Source organism: Ruminococcus flavefaciens AE3010, assembly GCF_000526795.1.
Taxonomy (GTDB): Bacteria; Bacillota; Clostridia; order Oscillospirales; family Ruminococcaceae; genus Ruminococcus; species Ruminococcus flavefaciens_D.
On sequence record NZ_JAGT01000001.1, the window covers coordinates 1,722,784 to 1,746,514 of the forward strand.

20 protein-coding genes are annotated in these 23,731 nt (G+C 47.9%); 7 read left to right on the forward strand and 13 right to left on the reverse strand.

Features of this window, described 5'->3' with window-relative positions:
- The first annotated feature begins 217 nt into the window (after window positions 1-217).
- From N774_RS0107430 to N774_RS0107450, 5 genes are all read left to right on the forward strand, one after another.
- Complete coding sequence (locus tag N774_RS0107430; RefSeq protein ID WP_024860633.1) at window positions 218-1,360, forward strand: leucine-rich repeat domain-containing protein; 1,143 nt, start codon at window positions 218-220, stop codon at window positions 1,358-1,360.
- Window positions 1,361-1,467: 107 nt separating this feature from the next.
- Window positions 1,468-2,274, forward strand: coding sequence for a hypothetical protein (locus tag N774_RS0107435; RefSeq protein ID WP_024860634.1), 807 nt, complete (start codon window positions 1,468-1,470; stop codon window positions 2,272-2,274).
- A 28-nt stretch (window positions 2,275-2,302) separates the two neighbouring features.
- Window positions 2,303-3,316 carry a hypothetical protein gene (locus tag N774_RS0107440; protein WP_024860635.1) on the forward strand — a complete coding sequence of 338 codons (1,014 nt, stop codon included), beginning with the start codon at window positions 2,303-2,305 and terminating at the stop codon, window positions 3,314-3,316.
- A gap of 16 nt (window positions 3,317-3,332) precedes the next feature.
- Entirely contained in the window at window positions 3,333-4,901 is a 1,569-nt protein-coding gene (locus tag N774_RS0107445; protein ID WP_024860636.1) for an SEL1-like repeat protein, read from the forward strand.
- Window positions 4,902-5,136: 235 nt separating this feature from the next.
- On the forward strand, window positions 5,137-6,384 hold the full coding sequence (locus N774_RS0107450) for an IS4 family transposase (RefSeq protein WP_155250330.1): 1,248 nt from the start codon (window positions 5,137-5,139) through the stop codon (window positions 6,382-6,384).
- Between the two features lie 175 nt (window positions 6,385-6,559).
- Here the strand turns inward: N774_RS0107450 and N774_RS0107455 are convergent, their stop codons facing one another.
- The 4 genes from N774_RS0107455 to N774_RS0107470 all read right to left on the reverse strand — a co-directional run bounded on the left by N774_RS0107455 (window position 6,560) and on the right by N774_RS0107470 (window position 10,079).
- Complete coding sequence (locus N774_RS0107455) at window positions 6,560-8,476, reverse strand: hypothetical protein (protein WP_024860637.1); 1,917 nt, start codon at window positions 8,474-8,476, stop codon at window positions 6,560-6,562.
- 12 nt (window positions 8,477-8,488) lie between these two features.
- On the reverse strand, window positions 8,489-9,049 hold the full coding sequence (locus N774_RS0107460) for an RNA polymerase sigma factor (protein WP_024860638.1): 561 nt from the start codon (window positions 9,047-9,049) through the stop codon (window positions 8,489-8,491).
- A 189-nt stretch (window positions 9,050-9,238) separates the two neighbouring features.
- Entirely contained in the window at window positions 9,239-9,781 is a 543-nt protein-coding gene (locus N774_RS0107465) for a hypothetical protein (protein WP_024860639.1), read from the reverse strand.
- A 22-nt stretch (window positions 9,782-9,803) separates the two neighbouring features.
- Window positions 9,804-10,079, reverse strand: a complete 276-nt coding sequence (locus N774_RS0107470) for a hypothetical protein (protein WP_024860640.1) — start codon at window positions 10,077-10,079, stop codon at window positions 9,804-9,806.
- 130 nt (window positions 10,080-10,209) lie between these two features.
- Between N774_RS0107470 and N774_RS0107475 the strand changes: the two genes are divergently transcribed.
- Entirely contained in the window at window positions 10,210-10,944 is a 735-nt protein-coding gene (locus N774_RS0107475) for a polysaccharide deacetylase family protein (protein WP_024860641.1), read from the forward strand.
- Window positions 10,945-11,257: 313 nt separating this feature from the next.
- On the opposite strand, the gene N774_RS0107480 is transcribed toward N774_RS0107475, so the two are convergent.
- The 9 genes from N774_RS0107480 to pyrR all read right to left on the reverse strand — a co-directional run bounded on the left by N774_RS0107480 (window position 11,258) and on the right by pyrR (window position 22,976).
- Window positions 11,258-12,115: a hypothetical protein gene (locus tag N774_RS0107480; protein ID WP_024860642.1), complete on the reverse strand. Its 858-nt coding sequence runs from the start codon at window positions 12,113-12,115 to the stop codon at window positions 11,258-11,260.
- A gap of 291 nt (window positions 12,116-12,406) precedes the next feature.
- Window positions 12,407-14,368, reverse strand: coding sequence for an excinuclease ABC subunit UvrB (uvrB, locus tag N774_RS0107485; protein WP_024860643.1), 1,962 nt, complete (start codon window positions 14,366-14,368; stop codon window positions 12,407-12,409).
- Between the two features lie 224 nt (window positions 14,369-14,592).
- Window positions 14,593-14,868, reverse strand: a complete 276-nt coding sequence (locus N774_RS0107495) for a hypothetical protein (protein WP_024860645.1) — start codon at window positions 14,866-14,868, stop codon at window positions 14,593-14,595.
- Between the two features lie 85 nt (window positions 14,869-14,953).
- Entirely contained in the window at window positions 14,954-18,145 is a 3,192-nt protein-coding gene (gene carB, locus N774_RS0107500; protein ID WP_024860646.1) for a carbamoyl-phosphate synthase large subunit, read from the reverse strand.
- A 100-nt stretch (window positions 18,146-18,245) separates the two neighbouring features.
- The gene (locus N774_RS0107505) at window positions 18,246-19,343 is read right to left on the reverse strand and encodes a carbamoyl phosphate synthase small subunit (protein WP_024860647.1); all 1,098 of its coding nucleotides are present in this window, start codon (window positions 19,341-19,343) and stop codon (window positions 18,246-18,248) included.
- A gap of 196 nt (window positions 19,344-19,539) precedes the next feature.
- On the reverse strand, window positions 19,540-20,154 hold the full coding sequence (locus N774_RS0107510) for a hypothetical protein (RefSeq protein WP_155250377.1): 615 nt from the start codon (window positions 20,152-20,154) through the stop codon (window positions 19,540-19,542).
- A 58-nt stretch (window positions 20,155-20,212) separates the two neighbouring features.
- On the reverse strand, window positions 20,213-21,139 hold the full coding sequence (pyrF, locus tag N774_RS0107515; RefSeq protein WP_024860649.1) for an orotidine-5'-phosphate decarboxylase: 927 nt from the start codon (window positions 21,137-21,139) through the stop codon (window positions 20,213-20,215).
- A 17-nt stretch (window positions 21,140-21,156) separates the two neighbouring features.
- A complete protein-coding gene (locus N774_RS0107520) occupies window positions 21,157-22,425 on the reverse strand; it encodes a dihydroorotase (RefSeq protein ID WP_024860650.1) in 1,269 nt (422 codons plus the stop codon).
- A 29-nt stretch (window positions 22,426-22,454) separates the two neighbouring features.
- Window positions 22,455-22,976, reverse strand: a complete 522-nt coding sequence (pyrR, locus tag N774_RS0107525) for a bifunctional pyr operon transcriptional regulator/uracil phosphoribosyltransferase PyrR (protein ID WP_024860651.1) — start codon at window positions 22,974-22,976, stop codon at window positions 22,455-22,457.
- A 289-nt stretch (window positions 22,977-23,265) separates the two neighbouring features.
- Between pyrR and N774_RS0107530 the strand changes: the two genes are divergently transcribed.
- On the forward strand, window positions 23,266-23,610 hold the full coding sequence (locus tag N774_RS0107530; RefSeq protein ID WP_024860652.1) for a DUF6897 domain-containing protein: 345 nt from the start codon (window positions 23,266-23,268) through the stop codon (window positions 23,608-23,610).
- Window positions 23,611-23,731 lie beyond the last annotated feature (121 nt).

Genomic DNA, 23,731 nt, shown 5'->3' on the forward strand with positions numbered 1-23,731 from the left:
CCTTTTCAGATATGAAAATATTATACCATTTTATGACAGTTTATGCAAGAAAAGTTTACCAAGCACAACAATTCGTTCATTTTTGCGCAGTCATTTTTACCAAATAAATACAGTTTGTTATGTATAATCTGTGAGTTTTGTGCTGTATTTATTGACTTTCCCCGTCCGAAATGATACAATTATAATATAATAAATGACAAATCAGGGGGGTATGGATGTGGCTAACGTAAACGCTATCTGCACGAGCTGCGGCAAGACCGTTGAGGTCGATAATAAAAAGGACGCCTGGGTATGTCCTCACTGCAGTACGCCTTTCATAGTTTCAAAGGCGGTAAACAAGTACAAAACTCAGCATAAGAACGTTGCCAAAAAGGTAAAGGCTGTAAAGAAAAACAGCGCCGACTTTGAAGTAAAGGACGGCGTTCTCGTTGCCTACAAGGGCAGCGCCGAAGAAGTTGCTATCCCTGCCGAGGTGCGCAAAATAGGTGAAAACTCCTTTGAAAACAACACTTCCGTCAAGCGTGTGATACTCCACGACAAGGTGGAGATAATAGGCGGATATGCTTTCCGCGGCTGTACCGCTCTGGAAGATATAAAGTTCCCCGATGACTTAAAGGAAATAGAGGGCTGGGCTTTCCGAGGCTGTACAGCTCTGAAAAGCATTGTTATCTCGCCCCATGTATACCGTATCGCAGACTGTCTCTTCGCGGACTGTACAAATCTGGAATCGGTTGAATTCCACGAAGCTATCGGCGAGATAGGCGCATTTGCGTTCTCTGGCTGCAAGAATCTTGCAGAGCTTGACATACCGAAATGCGTGTCGATTATTGGAAAATACGCCTTTTCGGGTTGTGAAAAGCTCGAAAAAGTCATTATTCCCGAGGGCGTTTCAATTATCGAGGAATGTACCTTTGCAAACTGCACGGCGCTTTCTGCTGTGGGATTTTCAAGGGGTCTCAAGTCCATATGCGCGTCGGCTTTCCAGAACTGCGTATCACTGAAAAATGTGGAGATACCTGTTGGCACCCTCAGTGTGGACGGCTTCCGCGGCTGTACGGGTCTCAGAGCATTCACAGTACCACAGGGCACCACATCTATCGGAGATTTCAGCGGCTGCACCAACCTTGAACAGATAAGCATACCTGCTTCTGTAAAGAAGATAAGCGGCGGTTTTACGGACTGCCCCAGCCTGCTGAACATTTCATGGAGCCACCTTGCGGAAAATGCGGTGAACTTCCCCGCTTACTACGAGACAGTAGTCGCAAGCCGCAAGAATGCAGGAAAATGCGTATACTGCGGCGGAGACTTCAAGCTCCTTTCAAAGGTATGCAAGAACTGCGGCAAGAAAAAGGATTATTGATAAAAGGCGGACTTAATGTCCGCCTTTTCCGTTATATATGGGTCAGCTATTGACGTTTTGGCGTTTTAGAGCTATAATAGTCATATATAACTTGTAAGGAGATAAATATGAATATCAGTTCACGCATTATGGCGGCTGTCACAGCTGTCATACTGTCTGCCGCAGCTTACGGCTGCAATAACAAGAATGATTCGTCAGTATCCTCTGTCACGGAGAGCACCACATCAGCTTCTACAGACGAAGCCGTTACCTCCTCCGACACAAAGACCTCCACGGACAGCTCTGCTTCCACAACAACAGCAGTGAGCACTACATCGGGGAAAGCTGCCGAAACTACTACCACAACGACTGCCGCAGAAAAGGCCGCAGAAAAGCCTGCCGAGCCCACAACTGCTGAGGCAAGAACAGGCGGCTTCGGCAGCAGCTTTGAAGCAGCCAAGGCTTACTATAACGCCTACATCACCAACAATGCCGACGCAGTCTATGATATGTTCTGCCCCGAGGAAATAGAAGCCTATCACTCCTATATCGGCACTACCGACCTCCTTGACGGCAAGAATCCGCAGGTGGTTTTCAAGCGCTCGGCAGTCATTGACGCCATAAAACAGTCCATGGCGGCTATCCGCGGCATAATGGCTGAAAAGTCCGACTTGCCGCCCGAACAATGGACTACCTCACTGGCTGAGGATACTCTCAGGGCTACAGGCGAGAATGAGCTGAAGGACTTCAACAAGACCCTCAGCACCGAGTTCACAGCAGGCTCTGACTGCAGACATGTTTACTACGAGGACGGAGCTGAGGAGCACAGATTCGTAGGAAACGGCTGTGCATTCGTTGAGCTGGGCGGCCGCTGGTACCTGTCATACAGCTCCGTCATGAACGCAGAACTGATAACCTATATGGATATTTATTGACGTCTCTTTCCGTAAGAAAGGAGAAGCTATGTCATTATGTGCAATAGCAGGCGCTTTCCTGCTCGCATTCTGGCTCACGTTCTATGCCAAGGATATACTGTTGCTTGTGACCGACATCATATTTGCACCACTTTTCAAACTGAAAGTGAAAATGGTATCGCTTTTCGGACTTACATTTTTCATGGAGGAAGAAAAATGGAAAATATCTTTTTTGAAGCCCGAACTCCTGATACAGCATGATGTAAAACGGGATACCCGCAAGCACATAGAGGGCTCGGACGGGAACCGCTGTCTGCACCTGAATCTTGTGCAGCTGACTGTCATAATCATTGCCGCTGCGGCAGTATGCTTTGTTTTCAGAGGTCTGTTCTTCAAACGCGGAAAGTCCGTACCCGAATATCTGGCAGTTGCTTTTGCCTGCGGCATGGTATTTCAGGTGCTTTGGCGGATCCACGTAATAGTATGTACTCACCTTGTCTTTATGAAGAAAATGGGCGGATATATAGACTCCCTCCTCGACCGCATAAGAAGCGGCGAGACCTTTACTCAGCTTGACCTCAACCCCATAGATCAGCTGGGCTACAAAAACATCACTATCATCGACAAGAAGCTGTACTACCCTATCTATATGAGCTATCTTGCGGAAACAGGCAAAACATGGGATATGCACCAGCCCTCGGGCGAAATGATGGAGCACCTCAGAGACAAGGAGTTCACCGTCTATGAGGCTCTTGTATATTACTGGCTGATATACTATTTCTCGGTGGTCAGCCCCAACAAGGCAAATGCGGACATTCTCATGGAGAAGCTCGGAAATATTATATACGACGATAAACTTGCAAACGGCAGGCGCGTCCTCGCCTGCTATACCTTTGCACATGAGCACGACCTTGAACGTGCCGAGGAGCTGGTCACAGAGGGCTTTGCTGCCATAGAATCAGGCAATCTCAGCAACGCCGAAAGGATCCTTGAGCGCTCCCTGCTCACACAGCTCAACACACAGATCATCAAGGCTAAATTCAAAACCGATATCCGATTGTAATGGAGGAACATCTTTAATGGACGGCAAACTTTTCGCTGAGACCACTGACGCTGTCAGACAAGTCACAGAGCGCTTCGGCGTAAATATACTAACTGACCATAAGCGATTCTGCTCGGCTTTCTCCGACTTTGCCCCAAGGCTTTCCAAGGAGAACAAGGCTTTTTTTGTAGCTCTCAGTGAGGATATAGGCGAGATATTCATAAATGAGAACCACGCCGTTACAAACGGCAGCAAAAATGCAGAGGAAGTTATACAGCGCGCAATGGCAGAGATCTGCGAATACCTCAACGAAGAAAAGGCAGAGCTCATAGCGCGGAGCATCGCTGCGGCTCTTGGCTGGCAGGCAGGCGAGGTACTAACTGACGCCTCGGACTATCAGAGCAGCAGCTTCGTTGGCGGCTCGACTCTTATCGAGGATCTGTTCCGACGTGCTCAGAGCGGTGACAACGACGCCTGCTTCAATTTGGGCGAATGCTTCTTCTACGGCCGCGGAGTCAGTCAGGACTACGCCAAGGCTATACACTGGTACATACAGTCCTCGGACCGCGGCGACTGCAGCTCACAGAAAAAGCTGGCGGACTGCTACTATCTGGGACAGGGCACCGACAGAAACCTTGCAAAGGCTGCTTTCCGCTACGAGCAGGCTGCCGAGCAGGGCGACTACGACTCACAGAAAGCCCTTATCCGCTGCTATACCATAGGCGGAAACGGTCTTATGCCAGACCGCAAAAGAGCGGAATACTACTCCAAGCGCTACGGCATCGCCGCTGAGGACGGCACATCCGGCGGACTTATGAAAAACGCCCAGAACGGCGACCCCGAGGCGCAGTTCACTCTCGGCAATATGTACCTCCGCGGCACAGGTATCGAGCAGGACTACGAAAAGGCTATATACTGGCTGAAGCAGGCTGCACAGAAAGGACATGCCGCCGCTCAGCACAATATTGCCTGCTGCTATTTTTCAGGCATGGGCGTCCCCGAGGACAAGATAACTGCCGCCAATATGTTCAGGGAGGCTGCGGAAAAAGGTGACCTTGACGCTATGAACAACCTTGCAGGCTGCTTTTTGTACGGCAGCGGAACTGCCAAGGACCAGCAAAAGGCTGCCGAATACTACAGAAGAGCTGCCGAGGGAGGTCTCCCAAGAGCCCAGTACAATTACGGTGAATGCTTCTACAACGGCTGGGGAGTATCAAAGGATACCACCGCAGCTGTAAAGTGGTACAAGGAGTCCGCTAACCAGAACGACCCCAACGGTCAGTACTCCTACGGCTGGTGTCTGTGCAACGGCGTTGGAACGGCAAAAGACCCTGTGACAGCCAAGGTGATGTTCGAGCTTGCCGCAGGTCAGCGCCACACCGCCGCACAAAAAGCGCTGGGCTACTGCTATACCAACGGCTGGGGCACAGCCAAGAACTACGCCGTAGCTGCCGATTACTTCGGAAAAGCCGCTGCAAGCGGCGACAAGGAAGCGGCAGAGGTACAGGTCGCCTGCTACAAATACGGCGGCGAGTACCTTGCGGCGAACGAGGCAAAAGCCCGCTACTACGCCGACCAGTACGGAATTGACTATGATGATGTATGAGAAAAGGCTCCCCGAGGGTAATGTCATTAAGCTAAGGAAAAGTAAAATAATCACAGGAATCAAAGATCCTGTGATTATTTTTTATGTATATAATGTAAATTTTTGCAAAAAGGTATTGACAAAAAGCCAAAAATGTGCGGCGCAGCTAATCAGATATACACATCTGATTGGAGGTTTTACCGTGCAAAAATACTGTAATATCGTCAAAAACAAGCTTAATACTCTTATCAGCAACATGGAGAAAAATAACTCTGATTTCGTAGTTGATCCTAAGAGAGATTTTGTTCGTAAAAGTGAGCTATCTTTCTCAAAAACATTGAGATTCATTCTCGGAATGGGCAGCCAGACACTTGGCAAGGAGCTTGTAGAATTCTATGATTATGATTCAAAAATGGTATCTGTGTCTGCTATCGTTCAGAGAAGAGCTAAAATACTTCCTGCTGCTTTTCAGTATCTGTTCCATAAATTCAATGAAACATTTTCTCAAACCAATTTCTTTCACGGCTACAGGCTTTATGCTGTGGACGGTTCTGATATACATATTCCTACTGATCCTGATGATAAGGATACTTTTTATCGTGCAAATAATGATGTAAAAGGCTATAACCTCATGCATCTGAATGCTTTGTATGACATTATGAACCGTAGATATATCGATGCTGTATTACAGGACAGTCGCAATGAAAATGAGCATTCTGCTCTCATAAGTATGCTTGAAAATATCGGACATGAGTCCATTATCGTTGCGGATAGAGGATATGAATCCTACAACACGATCGCTCATCTTGAAAATAACGGCTTGAAATATGTGATGCGCATCAAGACAAGCGGTGGAATTGCTCATAAATTCAACATTCCCCATAATGAGGAAGCTGATTTTGCTGCAAATATTATTATTACAAGAAGACAAACTAATGAAGTTAAGGCTAATCCTGAACTTTATCGTTATCTTCCGCACTCTTCAAATTTCGACTTCCTTCCGAAAGAATCGAAAGATACATATCCTCTTAAATTCAGGATAATAAGGCTCAAGATATCTGAAGATAACTATGAAACCATTGTTACCAATCTCTGTGATGATGAGTTCTCTGCCGAAGATATAAAGATGATATACAAAATGCGCTGGGGGATCGAGACTTCATTCAGAGAACTGAAGTACCAGGTTGGTCTTATTGCTTTCCATTCAAAGAAAAAGGACTGCGTGATACAGGAAATCTTTGCAAGTCTTATCATGTATAACTTATCTATGCTGATTACCGAAAATATCACCATAGATGACGATAAGCATAATGATTACCGCTATAAAATCAATTATGCTTTTGCTATACATATCTGCATCAAATTCTTTCGCTCTGCACACGCAAATCCTTTTCTTTTGGAAGAGCTGATAGCAAGAAACAAGTGCCCTGTCAGACCTGATCGTATTGCTGATAGGAAAACTCGATATCATTCTGCTATTCCCTTCAACTACAGACTATCATAATTCTTCGATTATGTCAATCTTTTTTCAGGCAGATCTCGGATCTGTCTTTTCGTCATGCATTTTTTGCGAATGTAACAGCAGGAGTATGTCTGGTCATATTCCAAACATACTCCTGTTCTTTTTCGTATTTGATTAGCTTAATGACATTATCCCCGAGGGGAGCCTTTGTTAATACTCAGTAAACTGGGCTTTGTGCCAGTCCGTAGTCGTTCTCATCAAGATAGGTCATCACTTCGTCTGCGGTCATGGGAGCTTCCGCCTCGCCGTCGAACTTATAATTAGTCGCCTTGAAGCTGCTATGAAGCATACCCTTTTCGCCTGAGTCAGTCATGTAGTAAAGCTCATTTGCAAGCCAGATTCCTGTTTCAACATCAACATCGGCTGTAATTATCATGGGTTCGTACTGACCTTCATGGAGCTGCTCATAGCTGAAGCTTACGCTTGCTATACGTCTGCCGTTTTCATACCTTTCGCCGTTTATCGTCCATTCCGACTCGTTGATAATATCATCTACATTGCCATTCTTTCTTTTTCTTCCGTTATCCATACAGATATATCTAAAGCCGCCGTAATATTCAAAGAATACTCTGTCTGGCTTAGTCCACCACCACAAAAATTCGTTGTCGATACTTTTGTATTCAGCGCCCTTATGAGATGCTGTATATTCAGTTCCGATGTAGTCGTCAGCTGTTATATAGATATTGTTAAGGAAGTAAAAATGCGTATAGTCATATGGGGTTCCGTCTGTTCCAAATTCCGTTCGATTATATTCACCTGTCATGGTGGTATTATCAATTTTTATGGTACCCTGACAATCATCATAGAAAGGTCCGTTTTCATCGCCGTAGTTCGTTTTGCGTGATGTGGTCCATTCCGCCGAGAACTTATCATAGTAATGTGTGGCGTTAAGGCTTCTCTCGCGGAGGAAATCGCCTGTGAGCTCCTCGGGAACAGGGTGTGCCTCGGTAGTTACGACAGTATTTACGGGCTCGTAGGCAACAGTTGTGGTCGCAGGCGATACGCCGTCAAGAACGTCCAGATCATACCTTGAATGAGCGTACTTCTCATATCCGCCGTCAAGCATAAACTGCTTGAATTCCGCAGGAGACATAGGAGCTTCCGCTTCATCATCGAATTTGTAGTTAGTATACTTCGACTCAAATGTTACTTCTCCCCTGACATTGGTAATACTCTCGTAAAGAACAACACCTGTTTCTGCGTCGATGTCAGCAGTATAAAATTCACTGGGACCACTGGTCACAAGGTCGTTACCGTACTCGCCCTCAACAGTAACTATTCTTCTGCCGTTTTCATTCTTTTCACCCGAGATGTCCCATGTACTCGTATCTTTAAGCTTTTCCCACACTGAACTGTAAATATAAGGGAGATAAACAAGATCTATATACTCGCTGTCTCCGCCGAAGCTGACATCATACCTTTTATTTTTTATATCGCCCTCGTAGGTCTCATTTGTGGATATTCTGTATCCGTTGTAAGAATACTCAAAAACGCGGGCATTGACATATTCCTCGTGATCGGGCTGAGCATATGTCTTCTCCATGCTGTTCCAGCCTATATAGTTTTTATTGTCCAATTTTAATGAGCCTTTGATAGTATAGGGCTCAGACTTATTGTAAGTATCATACTCTGTGCAGGTCACCTCATAATCACATGAGAATTTACGGAAATGCTCAAAATTCCCATCTACTAAGTGCTGTACCGCATTCTTGGTTATTTCGTATGGTACTTCTTCTCTTGTAGTTTCTGTAATATCCGTGGTGCTTTCGGTATTGCTGCTGTTATTGTTGTTTTTGAACTTATTGTCCTTCATAAGCTTAATGCCGCCGAGAACTCCGCCTGTACACAGCACTGCCGCAGCCGCTATGGAAGCCATGCGCTTCATGCTTATCTTTCTGTCGTAGTGCTCAACGCCGCTTACCGTATCGGAAAAGCCGTTTTCGTTGACTTCCGAGACACGTTCCATTGCCTTTGCAAATATCTCGTTCTTCTTTGCTTCCTCCGCCATGAGCTTCTCAACGGAAGCCTTGTCCGCGCCGCGCAGTGTATCTATTATATTCTTTTTGCTGTTCATACTTATCCTCCTTTACAGGGTGATGCCGTTTTCGACAAGGAGCTTTTTCAGCCGCTTCATAGCTCGTCCGCAGCGGACTCTCACGCTTGCAGCATTCATGCCCGTCATTTCTGCTATCTCCTTTGAGCTCCTGTTGTAATAGTACTTCTGAATGATAATGACCGAATCGGGATAGCCCAGATCGGATACACATCTGAGGAGCTGCTCTGAAAGCTCATTCTCTTCTGCCTCGGTCTCAATATCCGTATCCTCGGATATCTCAGCCATATTCTCATCATCAATTGAAACGTTAAGTCCTGTTTTGGAAGCAAGCTTTCTCCGCATGCTTATAGCAGCATTTCGTGCTGCAGCTCCCACGTAAGAGCTGAGGGAGTCTATTTCAATGTTTTTCAGCTTCATCATAAGTGAAGCAAACACATCTATAGTACATTCGTCGCAGTCATCGGGACTTCCGAAACCTCTCAGTATTCTCTGTACAATAGTATATACGTATCTGTAGTATTTATCGAAAAAAGCTTTTTGTCCCTGAGGCGGAGCTTCCCGCATAAGGCTCAGTATATCGTTATCGGTCATATGCATTCTCCTTTGCTGTATTTTAAGATCGGATCCGTCTTCACTTATAGTAACGCAAGCCTGTAGAAAAGTGTAACACTATTTTAGCATTTTTTTGATTTTATTGCAATAATAACTTAGGGCGGATAATATCCGCCCCTACATTCTCAATTCTCAATTGTCGGGCGCACACTGTGCGCCCCTACACGCTTAGTTCTTAGCTCTTACATCACCTATGTACAGCGCTATTGCGGCTATCAGCACGGGAACGAAACTCCTGCCCCATACCGCCGCAGCTGCGGTAGCAAGTCCGATAAAGGTAAGCTTTATCACTGTCAGTACAAGCTCCGCACCATGCTCACAGACCGTCCCTGCGGTAAACTCCGCTATTATGGCACCGCCGTCCAGACTTCTGTAGGGCAGCATATTATAAACCGCCGCCATGAGATTCAGCAGCGGAAAGTCTCCGCCGCAGCCTGCTCCTTTCATAACGATATACATTATAATGTTAGCAGCAGGTCCTGCAGCAAGCACAAAAACGCTCCGCCCCACGGATATTACGCTGCTTTTCTGCCTGTCCATGCGGACACCGAAGCCGCTGAGCTCCACTGAGCGTATATGACCGCCCACAAGTGCAAGTGCCGCTGTGTGTCCCGCTTCATGAACTGTGCAGACCGTATAGAACGCCAGCACAAGCCTGCTGTCACGAAGCAGAAATATCAGGGCATTGAACACAAAAAACGAAAAATCCATACGGACCGCAGTCCTTCCAAGTTTAAAGCTTATCAATATAGTTCAGTATATGGTCTATGGGATTGGGTATGATATTTTTATCCTCGGTAACAAGTCCTCGGAGCTTCTGAAAGATTGCTCCCGTAATATCGGGATAGAGCATATTCCCTGCGAAGAACAGCACTCCTATGAGTATGCATATGACTGCCTGTGTTGCGATTATATCATCGGCACGATTGCGGCGTTTTCTGTCGTAGGACTCCATGAGAGCCTCTGTGGTGTCCTCTCCTGTCTCTTCATGCATTTCCTCGTTTTCCATACTATCACCTCTGTAAAACAATATGCGAAAAAAATCGAAAAATGCAGAAAAATCCATGTTTTTTTCGCCGCTGTCGGCTCATAATACTGTTGCGGAGCTATTCCGCACTTCAAATCAGAGGTAAATGCTTATGAAAATAAACGCTTCCGCTGCGCTGCTGACTGCGGCTGTCATGCCTTGTACGGCAGTATATGCTGCCGACAGCACAAAGATAGGCTACGGTCAGGGCACGGCTGTCGATGAGAACAACCGTCCCGTAGACGCAGTGCAGTTCAACAGCCGATTCGGCGACCTTGATGCCTTCGCCCTGTCGGAGGACGACAAAAGAATAATCATCACCTTTGATCAGGGCTATGAAAACGGCTATACCGCCAAGATACTGGATACACTGAAAGAAAAGGACGTTCAGGCGATATTCTTTCTGACAGGTCCTTATGCCAAAACAGAGCAGGCACTTGTAAAGCGTATGATAGACGAGGGACATATCCTCGGAAATCACGGTATGACACACGCAAGTCTGCCGACGCTCTGCGATGAGGACGCAAAGAAAGAGATAATGTCGCTCCACGACTATGTCACAGACAACTACGGCTATGAGATGCAGTACTTCCGCTGTCCATGCGGAGAGTACTCCGAAAGAGCACTTGAGACCGTACAGAGCTGCGGCTACAAGACCTTGTTCTGGAGCAGCGCCTATGTGGACTGGAATACCGACTGCCAGCCGTCACCTGCAGAGGGACTTAAAAAGCTTACCGACACAGCACACGGCGGAGAGATACTTCTTCTCCACTCTGTCTCTGCAACAAATGCAGAGATACTGGGCGACCTGATAGACGCTTTCCGTGCAAAGGGCTTTAAGGTATAAAAAAATTTATAAGGGACGCCTTCACTTGCAAGGCGTCCCCTCTAAAAAAAACAGTCCACTGGACTGTTTTTTTATTCACCCCTTGCGAAGCGCCTGACGTAATCGGGGCTCTGCCCCGCGTCCCCGCAAGGGCTGTCCCCCTAATCGGGTCCGTCCCCTCTGTCGCGTTGCGACATCTCCCCACCCTGTGGGGAGTCACCCTTGACCTGACCAAAGGGAGTATACTCCCTTTGGAATCCCATTATTAGTTAAAACAGACTTAGACGACAAACAGAATGGGGCGATATATAATATCGCCCCCAATAATGGTATTTTAAGCTAATCTGCCCTTGATGATGATAGTGCTTACCCCTGCCTGTGCAGTCCACTCACCTGTATCCTCGTTCTGGATAAACTGAGCAGCAGGCACGGTTATCTGACCGTCAATACTTGTGAATACGCCAGTATCCGGATCATAAGCATAATTAGTACCCGATGCCCAAGCCTCACCGTTGAACTCGGCTGTGAGCTCTGTGAGCGCAGGTGTAAAGGTATCGCTGAACACCACATTACTGTCTGCTTCCACGGGAACTGCGCCGAAGTTCTGGATAACAAAGGTGTATGTCACCTCGCCGTTCTCCTCAACAGCAGCAGGGCTCAGGGACTTGCTGATAGCAAGGTCTACTCCCTCAGCATAGGCAATTGTCTCTGACGCTGTTATGGGAGTAAATCCCTCGCCGCTGACAGTTGCTGTATTGACTATCTCCGCCTCGTCACCGAGGGGAGCAAAGCTGTTTGTATCGGCTGAATAAATTAGCATTGCATTGCCGCCTGCGGGTACGTTGATACCTGTGACAGTAAGGGGCGATGTGGAGACCACAACAGGGTCAGCCTGTGCAACGCCGTTTACATAGTAAGTGAGAGAACCCTCACTGTAGGTAAGCGGCACAGCAGTACCACTTTCCCCGAAGCTGTATTCGCCGAGATCATCGGTAACTGTAAGGTCTCTGTAGCATGAAGAGCCTGTATTCACTATGCTGATGATATAGACGTTCTCGCTGTCTGCGATATAGGTGTCTGAGACAGCGTTCTTTGTAACAGAAAGCACGTCGATTATCTCGCCTGCGGTTATATTAGAACTTGTAACTGTACCGTTATAGGACAGTGTAGCCTGATTAAAAAAAGTTGCCATATAATATCCTCCATATGGCGGAAGCTCCGCCGTACTAAGGGAGGGAGTCCCCTCCCTCAATGGTATTATATGACAACTATGCGTTTAGCGTTACTTGATAGGCGGGCGGATAATATTCGCCCCTACACTTAAATTCTGAGTTAAGAGTTGAGAGTGTAGAGTTGAGAGTTTATGTGTTCGCTGCGCTCACTATCTTGTAGAGGCGGCGTTTCGCCGCCCGCAAGAAATCGGGCGCCCAAAGGGCGCCCCTAATAGCTAACGGCTCAATAATAATTTTGCAAAGCAAAATTATTATTTTTCCTGAAGCTCTTTGATCTTGTCGCGGAGATATGCTGCATGCTCGAATTCAAGCAGCTTCGCCGCATTTTTCATCTCCACCGTGAGCTTGTCGATAAGGCGCTGCTTCTCCGCAGCGGACAGCTTCTTCTTTTTTGTCTTTTCCTCCACTTTGTTCTTGGAGGTTATCTCCAGAACGTCGCGGACGTCCTTGATGATAGTCTTCGGAACGATGCCGTGCTCCTCGTTGAACTTCATCTGCAATGAGCGGCGGCGCTCGGTCTCCGTTATAGCACGCTCCATAGAGCCCGTAACGCTGTCGGCGTACATTATTACCTGTCCGCCTGCATTTCTCGCCGCACGACCAATAGTCTGTATCAGTGATGTCTCGCTTCTCAGGAAGCCCTCCTTGTCGGCGTCAAGTATGGCGATAAGGCTTACCTCGGGGATATCAAGTCCCTCACGGAGCAGGTTTATTCCCACAAGAACATCAAACACGCCCTCGCGGAGATCCTTGATTATCTCCATACGCTCGATAGTGTCGATGTCGTGGTGAAGATAGCGCACCTTTACACCCAGCTTCTCATAGTAGGACGTTAAGTCCTCAGCCATTTTCTTGGTGAGTGTAGTGACCAGTACACGCTCCTTACGTGCAACACGCTCGTTTATCTCGGAAAGCAGGTCGTCCACCTGTCCGTGGGTGGGCTTTACGATTATCTCAGGGTCAACAAGTCCCGTAGGACGAATGACCTGCTCAACTATGGTATCGGTCTTTTCACGCTCTATCTGTCCGGGAGTTGCGCTGACGTATATCGCCTGATGTATATGAGCGTTGAACTCGTCAAAATTCAGCGGACGGTTGTCCATAGCGCTGGGCAGACGGAAGCCGAAGTCCACAAGGGTGGTCTTTCTGGCGCGGTCGCCTGCATACATGGCGCGGACTTGGGGCAGTGTGACATGGCTCTCGTCAACAATGAGGAGGAAGTCCTCGGGAAAATGATCCATGAGCGTCAGCGGAGTGCTCCCCGCGGGACGTCCTGCCAGTACACGGGAGTAGTTCTCCACGCCGCTGCAATAGCCCACCTCACGTAGCATTTCCATGTCGTAGTGGGTGCGCTGCTCGATACGCTGAGCTTCTATGAGCTTGTTATTCTGCCGGAAGTAGTCTATGCGCTCCGCAAGCTCGCGGTCTATCTCGGTAAGTGCCGATTCAAGCTTTTCGTCGCCCACAACATAGTGAGAAGCGGGGAAAATAGCCGCATGAGAGACTACTGCCTTGACCTCGCCTGTCACAACGTTCACCTCGGAGATACGGTCTATCTCGTCGCCGAAGTACTCAACGCGTACAGCAGTATCACTGGACATTGCAGGGAATATCTCCACAACATCGCCGCGGACGCGGAACCTGTTACGCTCAAAGGCTATGTCATTGCGCTCGTAGCGAATCTTCACAAGCTCGTTTATGAGCTGATCGCGGGGCTTTTCGGCGCCCTGACGAATGGAAACGCACATGGAACGGTACTCCTCGGGGCTTCCGAGGGAGTAGATGCAGGACACACTTGCAACTATAATAACATCGCGGCGCTCCGCAAGAGCCGTGGTGGCGGAGTGGCGGAGCTTATCTATCTCGTCGTTTATGGAGGAGTCCTTTTCGATGTAGCTGTCGGTGCTTGGCACATAGGCTTCGGGCTGATAGTAGTCGTAATAGGACACGAAGTACTCCACGGCATTATCGGGGAAGAATTCGCGGAACTCCGAGCAGAGCTGAGCTGCAAGTATCTTGTTGTGAGCAAGTACGAGGGTAGGCTTGTTCACACGGGCGATGACGTTCGCCATGGTGAAGGTCTTGCCCGAGCCAGTAACGCCGAGAAGTATCTGCTCCTTTTTGCCCGAGTTTATGCCGTTTACGAGCTTGTCGATAGCCTGCGGCTGATCGCCTGCGGGAGCGTAGTTTGAACATAGCTTGAAGTGATCCATATAATTACCTTTCTGAAAAAAGTGGTTGAACGTATGAAAGGGATTCCAAAGGGACTGTGTTCCTTTGGCGGAGTCCAGAGGCAGCGCCTCTGGTCGCTGTTCACAGCTTTTAAAGAACAGCGAAATATTCCGAAGGCGCTCCGCAAGGGTGAATTTCAAAAACAGTCCGGTGGACTGTTTTTGAAAGAGGGACGCCCTGCAAGTGAGGGCGTCCCTTAATGGCTTTATTTTAAGCCGAAGTAATCAAGAAAGTCAGGAAAAATATTTTCCAGCTTGCCGCTTAGCCTGAAATAGACATATACCGCACAGCCGAGTATCAGACTTATCAAAATCCCATAGACAACTCTTATTTCATAGATTCTTGAAAAAAATCCTTCTTCTTTATAATAAAAGAATCTTTTTTTCTTTATCTGTGATTTATTACGGTCATTTATTATACGCTTTGCCAGAAGAAGAGCAGAAACAATTCCTATCAAAATTACTATAACAACATCGTACATATTGTTTCCTTTCAAGGCTAAGGACTATCGGGCGGATAATATCCGCCCCTGCTGTGGGCTGTCGAGGACGCCAGCCCCTACAGGTTTATATCTTGGTGATGTCAACTAATTCAACGTCGTTGATAGTTCTGCCCGATTCGAGCACCTTGACCAACGATTTTGCCGTATCTATGGCAGTCAGACTGCATATAGAACGCTCAATGGACTTTCTTCTCATCTTAACGCTGTCACGCTCGGGAAGTCTGCCCTTTGCGGATGTGGATATTACATAGTGGATCTTGCCGCTGTCAAGAAGAGTCTCCACGTTTGGCTCGCCGTCGGATATCTTGCGGACAAGATTTGCCGCTATCATGTTCCTGTGGAGAACGCTCTGTGTACCCGATGTGGCGTAGAGCTCAAAGCCCATCTGCTCGAACTTATCCGCAATGGGAAGTATCTCCCTCTTGTCGCTGTCACGTACCGAGATAAGAACTCCGCCCTCGCGCTTGAGGTCAAAGCCTGCGGCGATAAGTCCCTTGAGGAGCGCGTCCTCAAGATTTCTGCCGATACCGAGACACTCACCTGTGGACTTCATCTCAGGACCGAGCATTGTGTCAACGTCAGTGAGCTTCTCGAACGAGAATACGGGAACCTTTACTGCAACATAGTCACCTGCGGGATAAAGTCCGCTCTCGTAGCCCATATCTTTCAGCTTTGCGCCGAACATTATCTTTGTTGCGATATCGACCATTGGGATACCCGTAACCTTGCTGATATAAGGAACAGTTCTCGATGAACGTGGGTTTACCTCGATAACGAATACCTCATGGTTGTACACAACGTACTGTATATTCACAAGACCGATAACGTTGAGCTCCTTGGAGAGAAGCCTTGTGTACTCAACGATTATACGCTTGATACGCTCGGAAAGATGCTGTGCAGGGTAGATAGATATGGAGTCGCCCGAATGAACGCCTGCGCGCTCGATATGCTCCATGATACCGGGGATAAGGAAGTCCTCGCCGTCGCAGATAGCGTCAACTTCAACCTCAGTACCCATCATATACTTGTCGATAAGGACGGGGTTCTCTATATTATGGCTCATGATGATGCCCATATACTCCTTGACGTCAGCGTCGGAGTGAGCGATTATCATGTTCTGGCCGCCGAGAACGTAGGACGGACGGAGAAGCACGGGATAGCCCAAGTCATTGGCTGCTTTGAGAGCTTCCTCGGTGTTCATTACTGTATGTCCCGCAGGACGTGGTATACCGCACTTTTCAAGTACCTCGTCGAAGCGCTCTCTGTCCTCTGCAGCGTCTATCATGTCAGCGGAGGTACCGAGAATACGAACGCCCATATCAGACAGGTAACGTGTCAGCTTGATAGCGGTCTGTCCGCCGAACTGTACCACAACGCCGTAGGGCTGCTCGGTCTCGATAATTGACTGAACGTCCTCCTTGGTAAGCGGGTCGAAGTAAAGTCTGTCGCCTGTATCGAAGTCGGTGGAAACGGTCTCTGGGTTGTTGTTGCAGATAACAGCCTCGTAGCCAAGCTCTTTCAGCGTCCATACGCAGTGTACCGAGCAGTAGTCGAACTCGATGCCCTGACCGATACGGATAGGTCCCGAGCCGAATACGATGACCTTTTTCTTGCCCTTGTCGGTGCGCTCGATGAACTGCTTTGCCTCGTTCTCCTCGTCAAAGGTGGAGTAGAAGTAGGGAGTCTCAGCCTTGAACTCGCCTGCGCAGGTATCTACCATTTTGTATACGGCGCTCTTGTGCTTGGGGCACTTCTGTCCCGAAATGCGCTCGATAGTGCTGTCAAGGTAGCCGTACTGCTTTGCGATATCGTACTTTTCCTCGGTGAGCTCGCCCTCTGCAAGCCATTTTTCAAGCTCTACAAGGTTCAGCAGCTTATAGAGGAACCAGTTGTCTATCATGGTTATCTCGTGTATCTCCTCGGGAGTGATACCGCGCTTTAATGCCTCGAATACACAGAATGAGCGCTCATCGTCGATAACGTGGAGCTTCTCACGTATCTCCTCTGTGGAGAGCTTTGCAAGCTTTTTCAGGTTCATGGTGTCAAGACCAAGCTCGATAGAGCGGACAGCCTTCATCATAGCCTGCTCGAAACTTGTACCTATAGCCATTACCTCGCCTGTAGCCTTCATCTGAGTACCGAGGGTACGCTTTGCGTAAACGAACTTATCGAAAGCCCACTTTGGGAACTTGATTACAACATAGTCCAGTGCAGGTTCAAAGCAGGCGTAGGTCTTGCCTGTTACCTGATTGATGATCTCGTCGAGAGTATAGCCGATAGCTATCTTAGCGGCAGTCTTTGCGATAGGATAGCCGGTAGCCTTTGAAGCAAGTGCGGAAGAACGTGAAACTCTGGGGTTTACCTCGATAACAGCGTACTTGAAGCTTGTTGGGTGAAGTGCGAACTGACAGTTGCAGCCGCCCTCGACTTTAAGCTCCTTGATGATATTGATAGCCGCTGTACGGAGCATCTGGTACTCTCTGTCGCTGAGAGTTACAGCTGGCGCGATAACGATACTGTCGCCTGTGTGAACGCCTACAGGGTCGAAGTTCTCCATAGAGCATACGGTGATTACATTGCCCTTTGCGTCACGTATGACCTCAAACTCTATCTCCTTCCAGCCGCTGATACACTTCTCCACCAGTATCTGTGTGATAGGTGAAAGGCGAAGTCCGTTTGTAGCGATGTCGCGGAGCTCTGCTTCGTTCTGAGCGATACCGCCGCCTGTTCCGCCAAGTGTGAATGCAGGGCGAACAATAACGGGATAGTGTATAACCTGTGCGAAGTCAACGGCGTCCTCAACGTTCTCGACCACCTTTGAAGGGATACAGGGCTCGCCTATCTTCTCCATGGTGTCCTTGAAAGCCTGTCTGTCCTCAGCCTTGTGGATAGTCTCGGGGTCTGCGCCGAGAAGCTTTACATTGTGGCTGTCAAGGAAGCCCTCCTCGGCAAGCTGCATGGACAGTGTAAGACCTGTCTGTCCGCCGAGGGTGGAGAGAAGACTGTCGGGCTTTTCTATTTCAATGATACGCTTGATAACGTCAAGTGTAAGGGGTTCGATGTAGACCTTGTCTGCCATAGCCTTGTCGGTCATAATGGTAGCAGGGTTTGAGTTTACCAGGACTACTTCCAGTCCCTCCTGTTTAAGTGCGCGGCAAGCCTGTGTGCCTGCGTAGTCAAATTCGGCAGCCTGTCCGATAACGATAGGACCTGAGCCGATAACCAGTACCTTTTTTATATCACTTCTGAGTGGCATTTCTATTACCTCCAAATATTTAGAATTGAGAATTTAGAATTGAAAATTTAGAATTATTGTGTCAGCTACGCTGACCTATTTAATTCTACATTCTCCATTCTCAATTCTCCATTGATTTAACGAATTCGTCAAACAAGTAAGCTGTATCCAGCGGACCGCCGTGTGCTTCTGGGTGGAACTGGACCGTTCTTGCGTTGACTGAGGTATAGTGTATGCCCTCGCAGGTCTTGTCGTTTGCGTTTATATGAGATACATGACCTACCGACGGATCAATGCTGTCCCCTACTACTGCATAGCCGTGGTTCTGGCTGGTAACGTAAGTAAGACCGCTCTCCAAGTCGATAACAGGCTGATTAGCGCCTCTGTGACCGTATTTGAGCTTCTCGGTCTTTCCGCCGTTGGCAAGAGCCATGAGCTGATGACCGAGACAGATACCGAATATGGGTATGCCAAGCTTCTGTATCTCCTTGATATTCTCGATTATCTCAACATTCTCGGCAGGGTCTCCGGGGCCGTTGGAGAACATTATGCCGTCGGGAGCAAGCTCCTTTATCTCAGCTGCTGTGGTGTACGCAGGAACAACAACTACCTCGCAGCCGCGCTTTAAAAGCTCCTGTCTGATATTGCGCTTGTAACCGAAATCAAACAGCGCAACTTTAAGCTTCTTTTCCTCGGGCTCATAGGTAAGAGTCTCGGTATTGGTAACAGCCTTGACAGCGTCCTTTACCGTAAACGCACGTATCTTTTCAAGGAGCTCATCCTTCTTTGCGTAGACGTCCTCGGTGGTGATAACACCGTTCATAACGCCCACCTCACGGATAGTTCTTGTAAGGCGGCGTGTGTCGATGTTATTGATACCGACGATGTTGTGCTCCTTTAAGAAGTCGTTGATGTTGCCCTCACAGCGGAAATTCGACGGCGCGTTGCACCACTCCCTTACGATATATCCAGTTACGTAGGACTTTGCGGACTCATTGTCCTCGGAGTTCACACCGTAGTTTCCGATAAGGGGAAAGGTCTGTGTGACTATCTGTCCATAGTAGCTGGGGTCTGTGAGAGTTTCCTGATAGCCTGTGACTCCCGTAGTGAATACGACTTCACCTATGACAGTGCCTTTTGCACCGAAGCTCCTGCCCTCGAACACCTGTCCGTCGGCAAGCATAAGGTAAGCTTTTTCGCCCATGTTGAATAATGACATTGTAAATTCCTCCTTGCGCAGAGCCTGCGCACCCTATCCATGCTGCCGCTCAGATACTTACAGCAGCTTATGTTTGTGGTGTATTATCTTTTGCTGAACGCCATTGTACAGCAAAAAAGGTAACAATGATTTTTGCGGAACGCCTCGCGGTGTTCCTGCTGTCTTAAATAAGCCCTGAGTTCCAAAAGCTGACGTTTCAGAACTCAAGATCATCAAAATCCATTATCTCGTCCTCAACAGTAACTTTTCCGTCTTTAATAATGTACTTTATTCTTGCCGGAATATCTGCATATATGCTTTCCCATTCATAATCCACAGGTTCCGCATCTTCAATGTACTTTACAAGCTCATCTTTAGCACTCTCATATGGTGCAAGATCAACTCCGCTGTTTTCAACAGGTAATGAATATGAAGGACCGCCCGACCCGTGGTATATTTCAATTATGTATTTATTTCCGTTTTCGTCCTCAGCAGCTATAGGGTAAGAATACATACATTCCCAGTCTTCACTAAGCGAATCATTCCTGCCAAAACGTGCCATTACCTTTCCTAAAAAAAGCGCATATTCCTTTTCGCCTGCTTTTCCTGTCTCATATATCCACTCTCCGCTGTACTGAAGTTTTCTCATTTCATTTTCTTCGTCTTTTGTTGCATTTCTGAATATAAACATGTTCTTCTCCTTGCTTGATACTTCGGTCGTAATAGTAGTTTCAGCAATTAAGTCCTTGACATTATCAGTTTCAGCATTTATCTTTCCACAACTATTCATGCAGATCATAGTTATCAAAGATACCAAAAAAATCTTTTTCATAATAATTTATATACAAGGAAACGGGACGTCGAGGACGCCGTCCCCTACTGCGTTGTACTTACTTAAGGTTGATATACTGGCAGATATCCTCTCTCATGCGGATCACTTCGCGGCGTGCAGCCTTTGCGAACTCATGCTCGTCGCAGCCCTCTTTCTTGTACGCACACATTACTGCGCGTGAGGAGTTTACGATAGCTCCCAGACCGTTCTCGTCGAAGCCGCCCTTTAAGCCCTCAGCTCCGCCGCCCTGTGCGCCGTAGCCGGGAACAAGGAACATAGTGTGGGGAAGTCTCTTTCTCAGCTCAGTGAGCATTTCGGGATATGTAGCGCCTACAACTGCGCCTACTGCGGAGTAGCCGTACTTTCCGCGGCTGTCCTCGCCCCACTTCTCGCACATATCGCCCATACATTCGTAAACTGTGCGTCCGTCAGCCATTTTCATGTCCTGAAGCTCGCCCGATGAGGGATTTGAAGTCTTGACAAGTACGTAGATACCCTTGTCGCGCTCCTTGCAGACTTTGAGGAGAGGAGCTATGCCGTCTGTGCCGAGGTAGCCGTTTACTGTAAGAGCGTCAGCACCGAATGGCTCGATATCGCTGCCGCCGATAGTAACTGTACCGAGATGAGCATTTGTGTAAGCTTCCATGGTAGCGCCGATGTCGTTGCGCTTGCCGTCTGTCATAACGAACATGCCGTTGAGCTTTGCGTAGCGGATAGTCTTTTCAAGAGTTCTTATGCCGTAGTGACCGTACATCTCATAGTATGCAGCCTGGGGCTTGATAGCAGGAACTATGTCATGTATCTCGTCGATGATAGCCTGATTGAAGTCGAATATTGCCTTTGCAGCAGCCTTTAATGTCCAGCCGTCGCTGTCGAGGTAACGGCGCTGAATGAACTCGGGAACGTACTCCAGCTTAGGGTCAAGACCTACCACCGTAGGATTTTTCAGTTCGATGATCTTTTCGATAAGTCTGTCAAATGACATATTTTCTCCTCCTGTAATTACATTTCATTATATCTTATCTCGCCCTTTGATATGGTGACGAGAGGCTTTCCTGTGAGCTCCATGCCCTTGAAAACTGTGTTATGTGACTTTGAGTGGAGCTTTTCTGGCTCTACTGTCCATTTTCTGTTTATGTCGGCAATGAGCAGGTCAGCAGTACTGCCCACCTTTATGCTGGGTATGTCAAGTCCCAGTATCTTACGTGGATTTACGCACATAAGCTCCACAACTCTGTGCAGGTCTATCTCACCTGTGTGGTAAAGAGCCGTCAGCGTTGCTGCCAGTGAAGTTTCCAGTCCCACAACTCCGTTGGGAGCCTTCTCGAAATCAGCCTTTTCCTCGGCAGCATGGGGCGCATGGTCTGTGATTATGCAGTCTATAGTGCCGTCCTTGACAGCCTCGATTATAGCCTTAACGTCCTCGGGAGTTCTCAGGGGCGGATTCATGCGGTAGTCCGCGTCGCGCTTCTCTAAAAGCTTATCCGTCAGCATGAAATAATGGGGAGCAGTCTCGCAGGTGACTTTTACGCCCCTTGACTTTGCGAAGCGTATCATCGCAGCGCTGCCCTCGGTGGAAACGTGGCATATATGTATCCTTGCATCAACTGATGAAGCAAGTATCATCTCTCTTGCGGTTATATAGTCCTCGGAAGCTCTGTCCATGCCCTTGACGCCCAGCTTTTCGGAGGTCTCGCCCTTGTTGATGATACCGCCGTTTATTATGCTCAGATCCTCGCAGTGTGAAGCCACCAGCAGTCCGTTCTCATTTGAGAGCTCCAGTGCCTTTCGCATATTCTCTGCATTCTCAACAGGTCTGCCATCATCGGAGATACATATGCAGCCTGCGGCTTTGAGCGCATCATAGTCGCAGAGACCGTTGCCGCTCATTCCGCCTGTAATGCAGCCCACGGGGTAAACGTCAACTCCCGTACCCTTTGCCTTGTCGATGATGTAGCGGATAGTCTCGGGATCATCGCAGGGGGGCTTTGTGTTGGGCATTGCAAGAACGCCTGTGACTCCGCCTGCAAGAGCAGCTCCGCAGCCTGTGAGCACGTCCTCCTTATAAGTGAACCCCGGGTCGCGGAGATGAACGTGCATATCGAATATTGAGGGCATGAGTACAAGCCCCGTACCGTCAATGACCTGCTCGGCATCAGCTGTTATGCCCGCGCCAAGCTCTGCGATAACGCCGTCCTTTATGAGTACGTCTGTTGTGGTATCCGTAACAGTATCAACTGCGCGGATATTCTTGATAAGGATAGATGACATATTGACCTCGCTTTCGTTAGTCAGTATTTTCAGTATATGGCAACTCCGTCGCTGCCGTCTATTTCCATTGCCGAGACCTTTACTACCTCGCTGTGAGAGGTGGGGAGATTCTTTCCCACATAGTCGGGACGTATGGGGAGCTCCCTGTGTCCCCTGTCCACCAGCACCGCAAGCTGTATGGAGCGGGGTCTTCCCCGCTTGATAAGAGCGTCTATAGCCGCACGTGAGCTTCTGCCCGTAAAGATAACGTCGTCCACTATGACCACATCCTTATCCGTGATATCAAAGGGGATATCAGTCTTTTCGGCAACGTCGCCGTGCTTGCTGTCGTCGCGGTATGGGGTTATGTCCAGCGCACCGAATGGCACCTGATTCTTTTCAAGCTCCGAGAGCTTATCTGCAATACGCTTTCCCAGGGGGACTCCCCTTGAAAAGATACCCACGACGCAGAGGTCATCGGTGCCTTTGTTCCTCTCGATTATCTCATAGGAGATACGGGCGATAGCACGGGCAATCGCCTTATCGTCCATAATTATGCGCTTCTGCTCCATAGGCAGCACTCCATTCAACAAAAAATGCTCCCCGCCGCGGCAGGGAGCATACTTACAGTTATAGCTATGGTTATAGTTATAGTTACAGTATTTACGAACGCGCCTTGCCGACCTCACGGGATCGAATTAAAGGGTAGCTTACAATCAACACATCTATTATACCACATTGAAAAACTCTTGTCCAGTGATTTTAATATTATTATTATCAATTGACAAATTAATTGATATCTGATATAATATTAAGTATATTATACAAAAACTTCCGTTTTATGTAAAAAGGAGGTATACGATGCAATACTGGTGGATGTGGTTTATATTATTTCTGGTGCTGTTTGTTCTGCCTGCGCAGAGAGCAAGACAGCTCAGACGTATCAGGATCGCAAAAAAGAACCGAGATAAAAGAAAAAAAGGAGTTTTTACCATGAATGAGCTTATAAAGAACTATATTGGCAAGGAAGTTGTCATCTATGTTTCGACCTCAGGAGTTTCAGGCGTTGTAACAAAGATCGAGGATAACTGGATAGAAGTGGAGAACAAAAACGGTCAGAAGCAGCTGCTGAACGCAGACTATATCAGCCGTATACAGGAATATCCACGCAATAAGAAAGGCAAGAAGAAGCTTGTAGCAGTATGAGCTGCCGAGATATCCCCCGAAAAAATTTCGCGGGGATTTTTTATGTCCCATCACGTATTCTTAGTTGCAATTTGATGTACCGTGTGTTATAATAAAAACAATCTGATATTGGAGGAATAAT

Bases quoted from the DNA above. Each gene is read 5' to 3' on its own strand.
- N774_RS0107435 (WP_024860634.1), top strand. From the start codon at position 1,468: ATGAATATCAGTTCACGCATTATGGCGGCTGTCACAGCTGTCATACTG.
- N774_RS0107440 (WP_024860635.1), top strand. From the start codon at position 2,303: ATGTCATTATGTGCAATAGCAGGCGCTTTCCTGCTCGCATTCTGGCTC.
- N774_RS0107445 (WP_024860636.1), top strand. From the start codon at position 3,333: ATGGACGGCAAACTTTTCGCTGAGACCACTGACGCTGTCAGACAAGTC.
- N774_RS0107450 (WP_155250330.1), top strand. From the start codon at position 5,137: ATGGAGAAAAATAACTCTGATTTCGTAGTTGATCCTAAGAGAGATTTT.
- N774_RS0107455 (WP_024860637.1), bottom strand. From the start codon at position 8,476: ATGAACAGCAAAAAGAATATAATAGATACACTGCGCGGCGCGGACAAG.
- N774_RS0107460 (WP_024860638.1), bottom strand. From the start codon at position 9,049: ATGACCGATAACGATATACTGAGCCTTATGCGGGAAGCTCCGCCTCAG.
- N774_RS0107465 (WP_024860639.1), bottom strand. From the start codon at position 9,781: ATGGATTTTTCGTTTTTTGTGTTCAATGCCCTGATATTTCTGCTTCGT.
- N774_RS0107470 (WP_024860640.1), bottom strand. From the start codon at position 10,079: ATGGAAAACGAGGAAATGCATGAAGAGACAGGAGAGGACACCACAGAG.
- N774_RS0107475 (WP_024860641.1), top strand. From the start codon at position 10,210: ATGAAAATAAACGCTTCCGCTGCGCTGCTGACTGCGGCTGTCATGCCT.
- N774_RS0107480 (WP_024860642.1), bottom strand. From the start codon at position 12,115: ATGGCAACTTTTTTTAATCAGGCTACACTGTCCTATAACGGTACAGTT.
- uvrB (WP_024860643.1), bottom strand. From the start codon at position 14,368: ATGGATCACTTCAAGCTATGTTCAAACTACGCTCCCGCAGGCGATCAG.
- N774_RS0107495 (WP_024860645.1), bottom strand. From the start codon at position 14,868: ATGTACGATGTTGTTATAGTAATTTTGATAGGAATTGTTTCTGCTCTT.
- carB (WP_024860646.1), bottom strand. From the start codon at position 18,145: ATGCCACTCAGAAGTGATATAAAAAAGGTACTGGTTATCGGCTCAGGT.
- N774_RS0107505 (WP_024860647.1), bottom strand. From the start codon at position 19,343: ATGTCATTATTCAACATGGGCGAAAAAGCTTACCTTATGCTTGCCGAC.
- N774_RS0107510 (WP_155250377.1), bottom strand. From the start codon at position 20,154: ATGAAAAAGATTTTTTTGGTATCTTTGATAACTATGATCTGCATGAAT.
- pyrF (WP_024860649.1), bottom strand. From the start codon at position 21,139: ATGTCATTTGACAGACTTATCGAAAAGATCATCGAACTGAAAAATCCT.
- N774_RS0107520 (WP_024860650.1), bottom strand. From the start codon at position 22,425: ATGTCATCTATCCTTATCAAGAATATCCGCGCAGTTGATACTGTTACG.
- pyrR (WP_024860651.1), bottom strand. From the start codon at position 22,976: ATGGAGCAGAAGCGCATAATTATGGACGATAAGGCGATTGCCCGTGCT.
- N774_RS0107530 (WP_024860652.1), top strand. From the start codon at position 23,266: ATGCAATACTGGTGGATGTGGTTTATATTATTTCTGGTGCTGTTTGTT.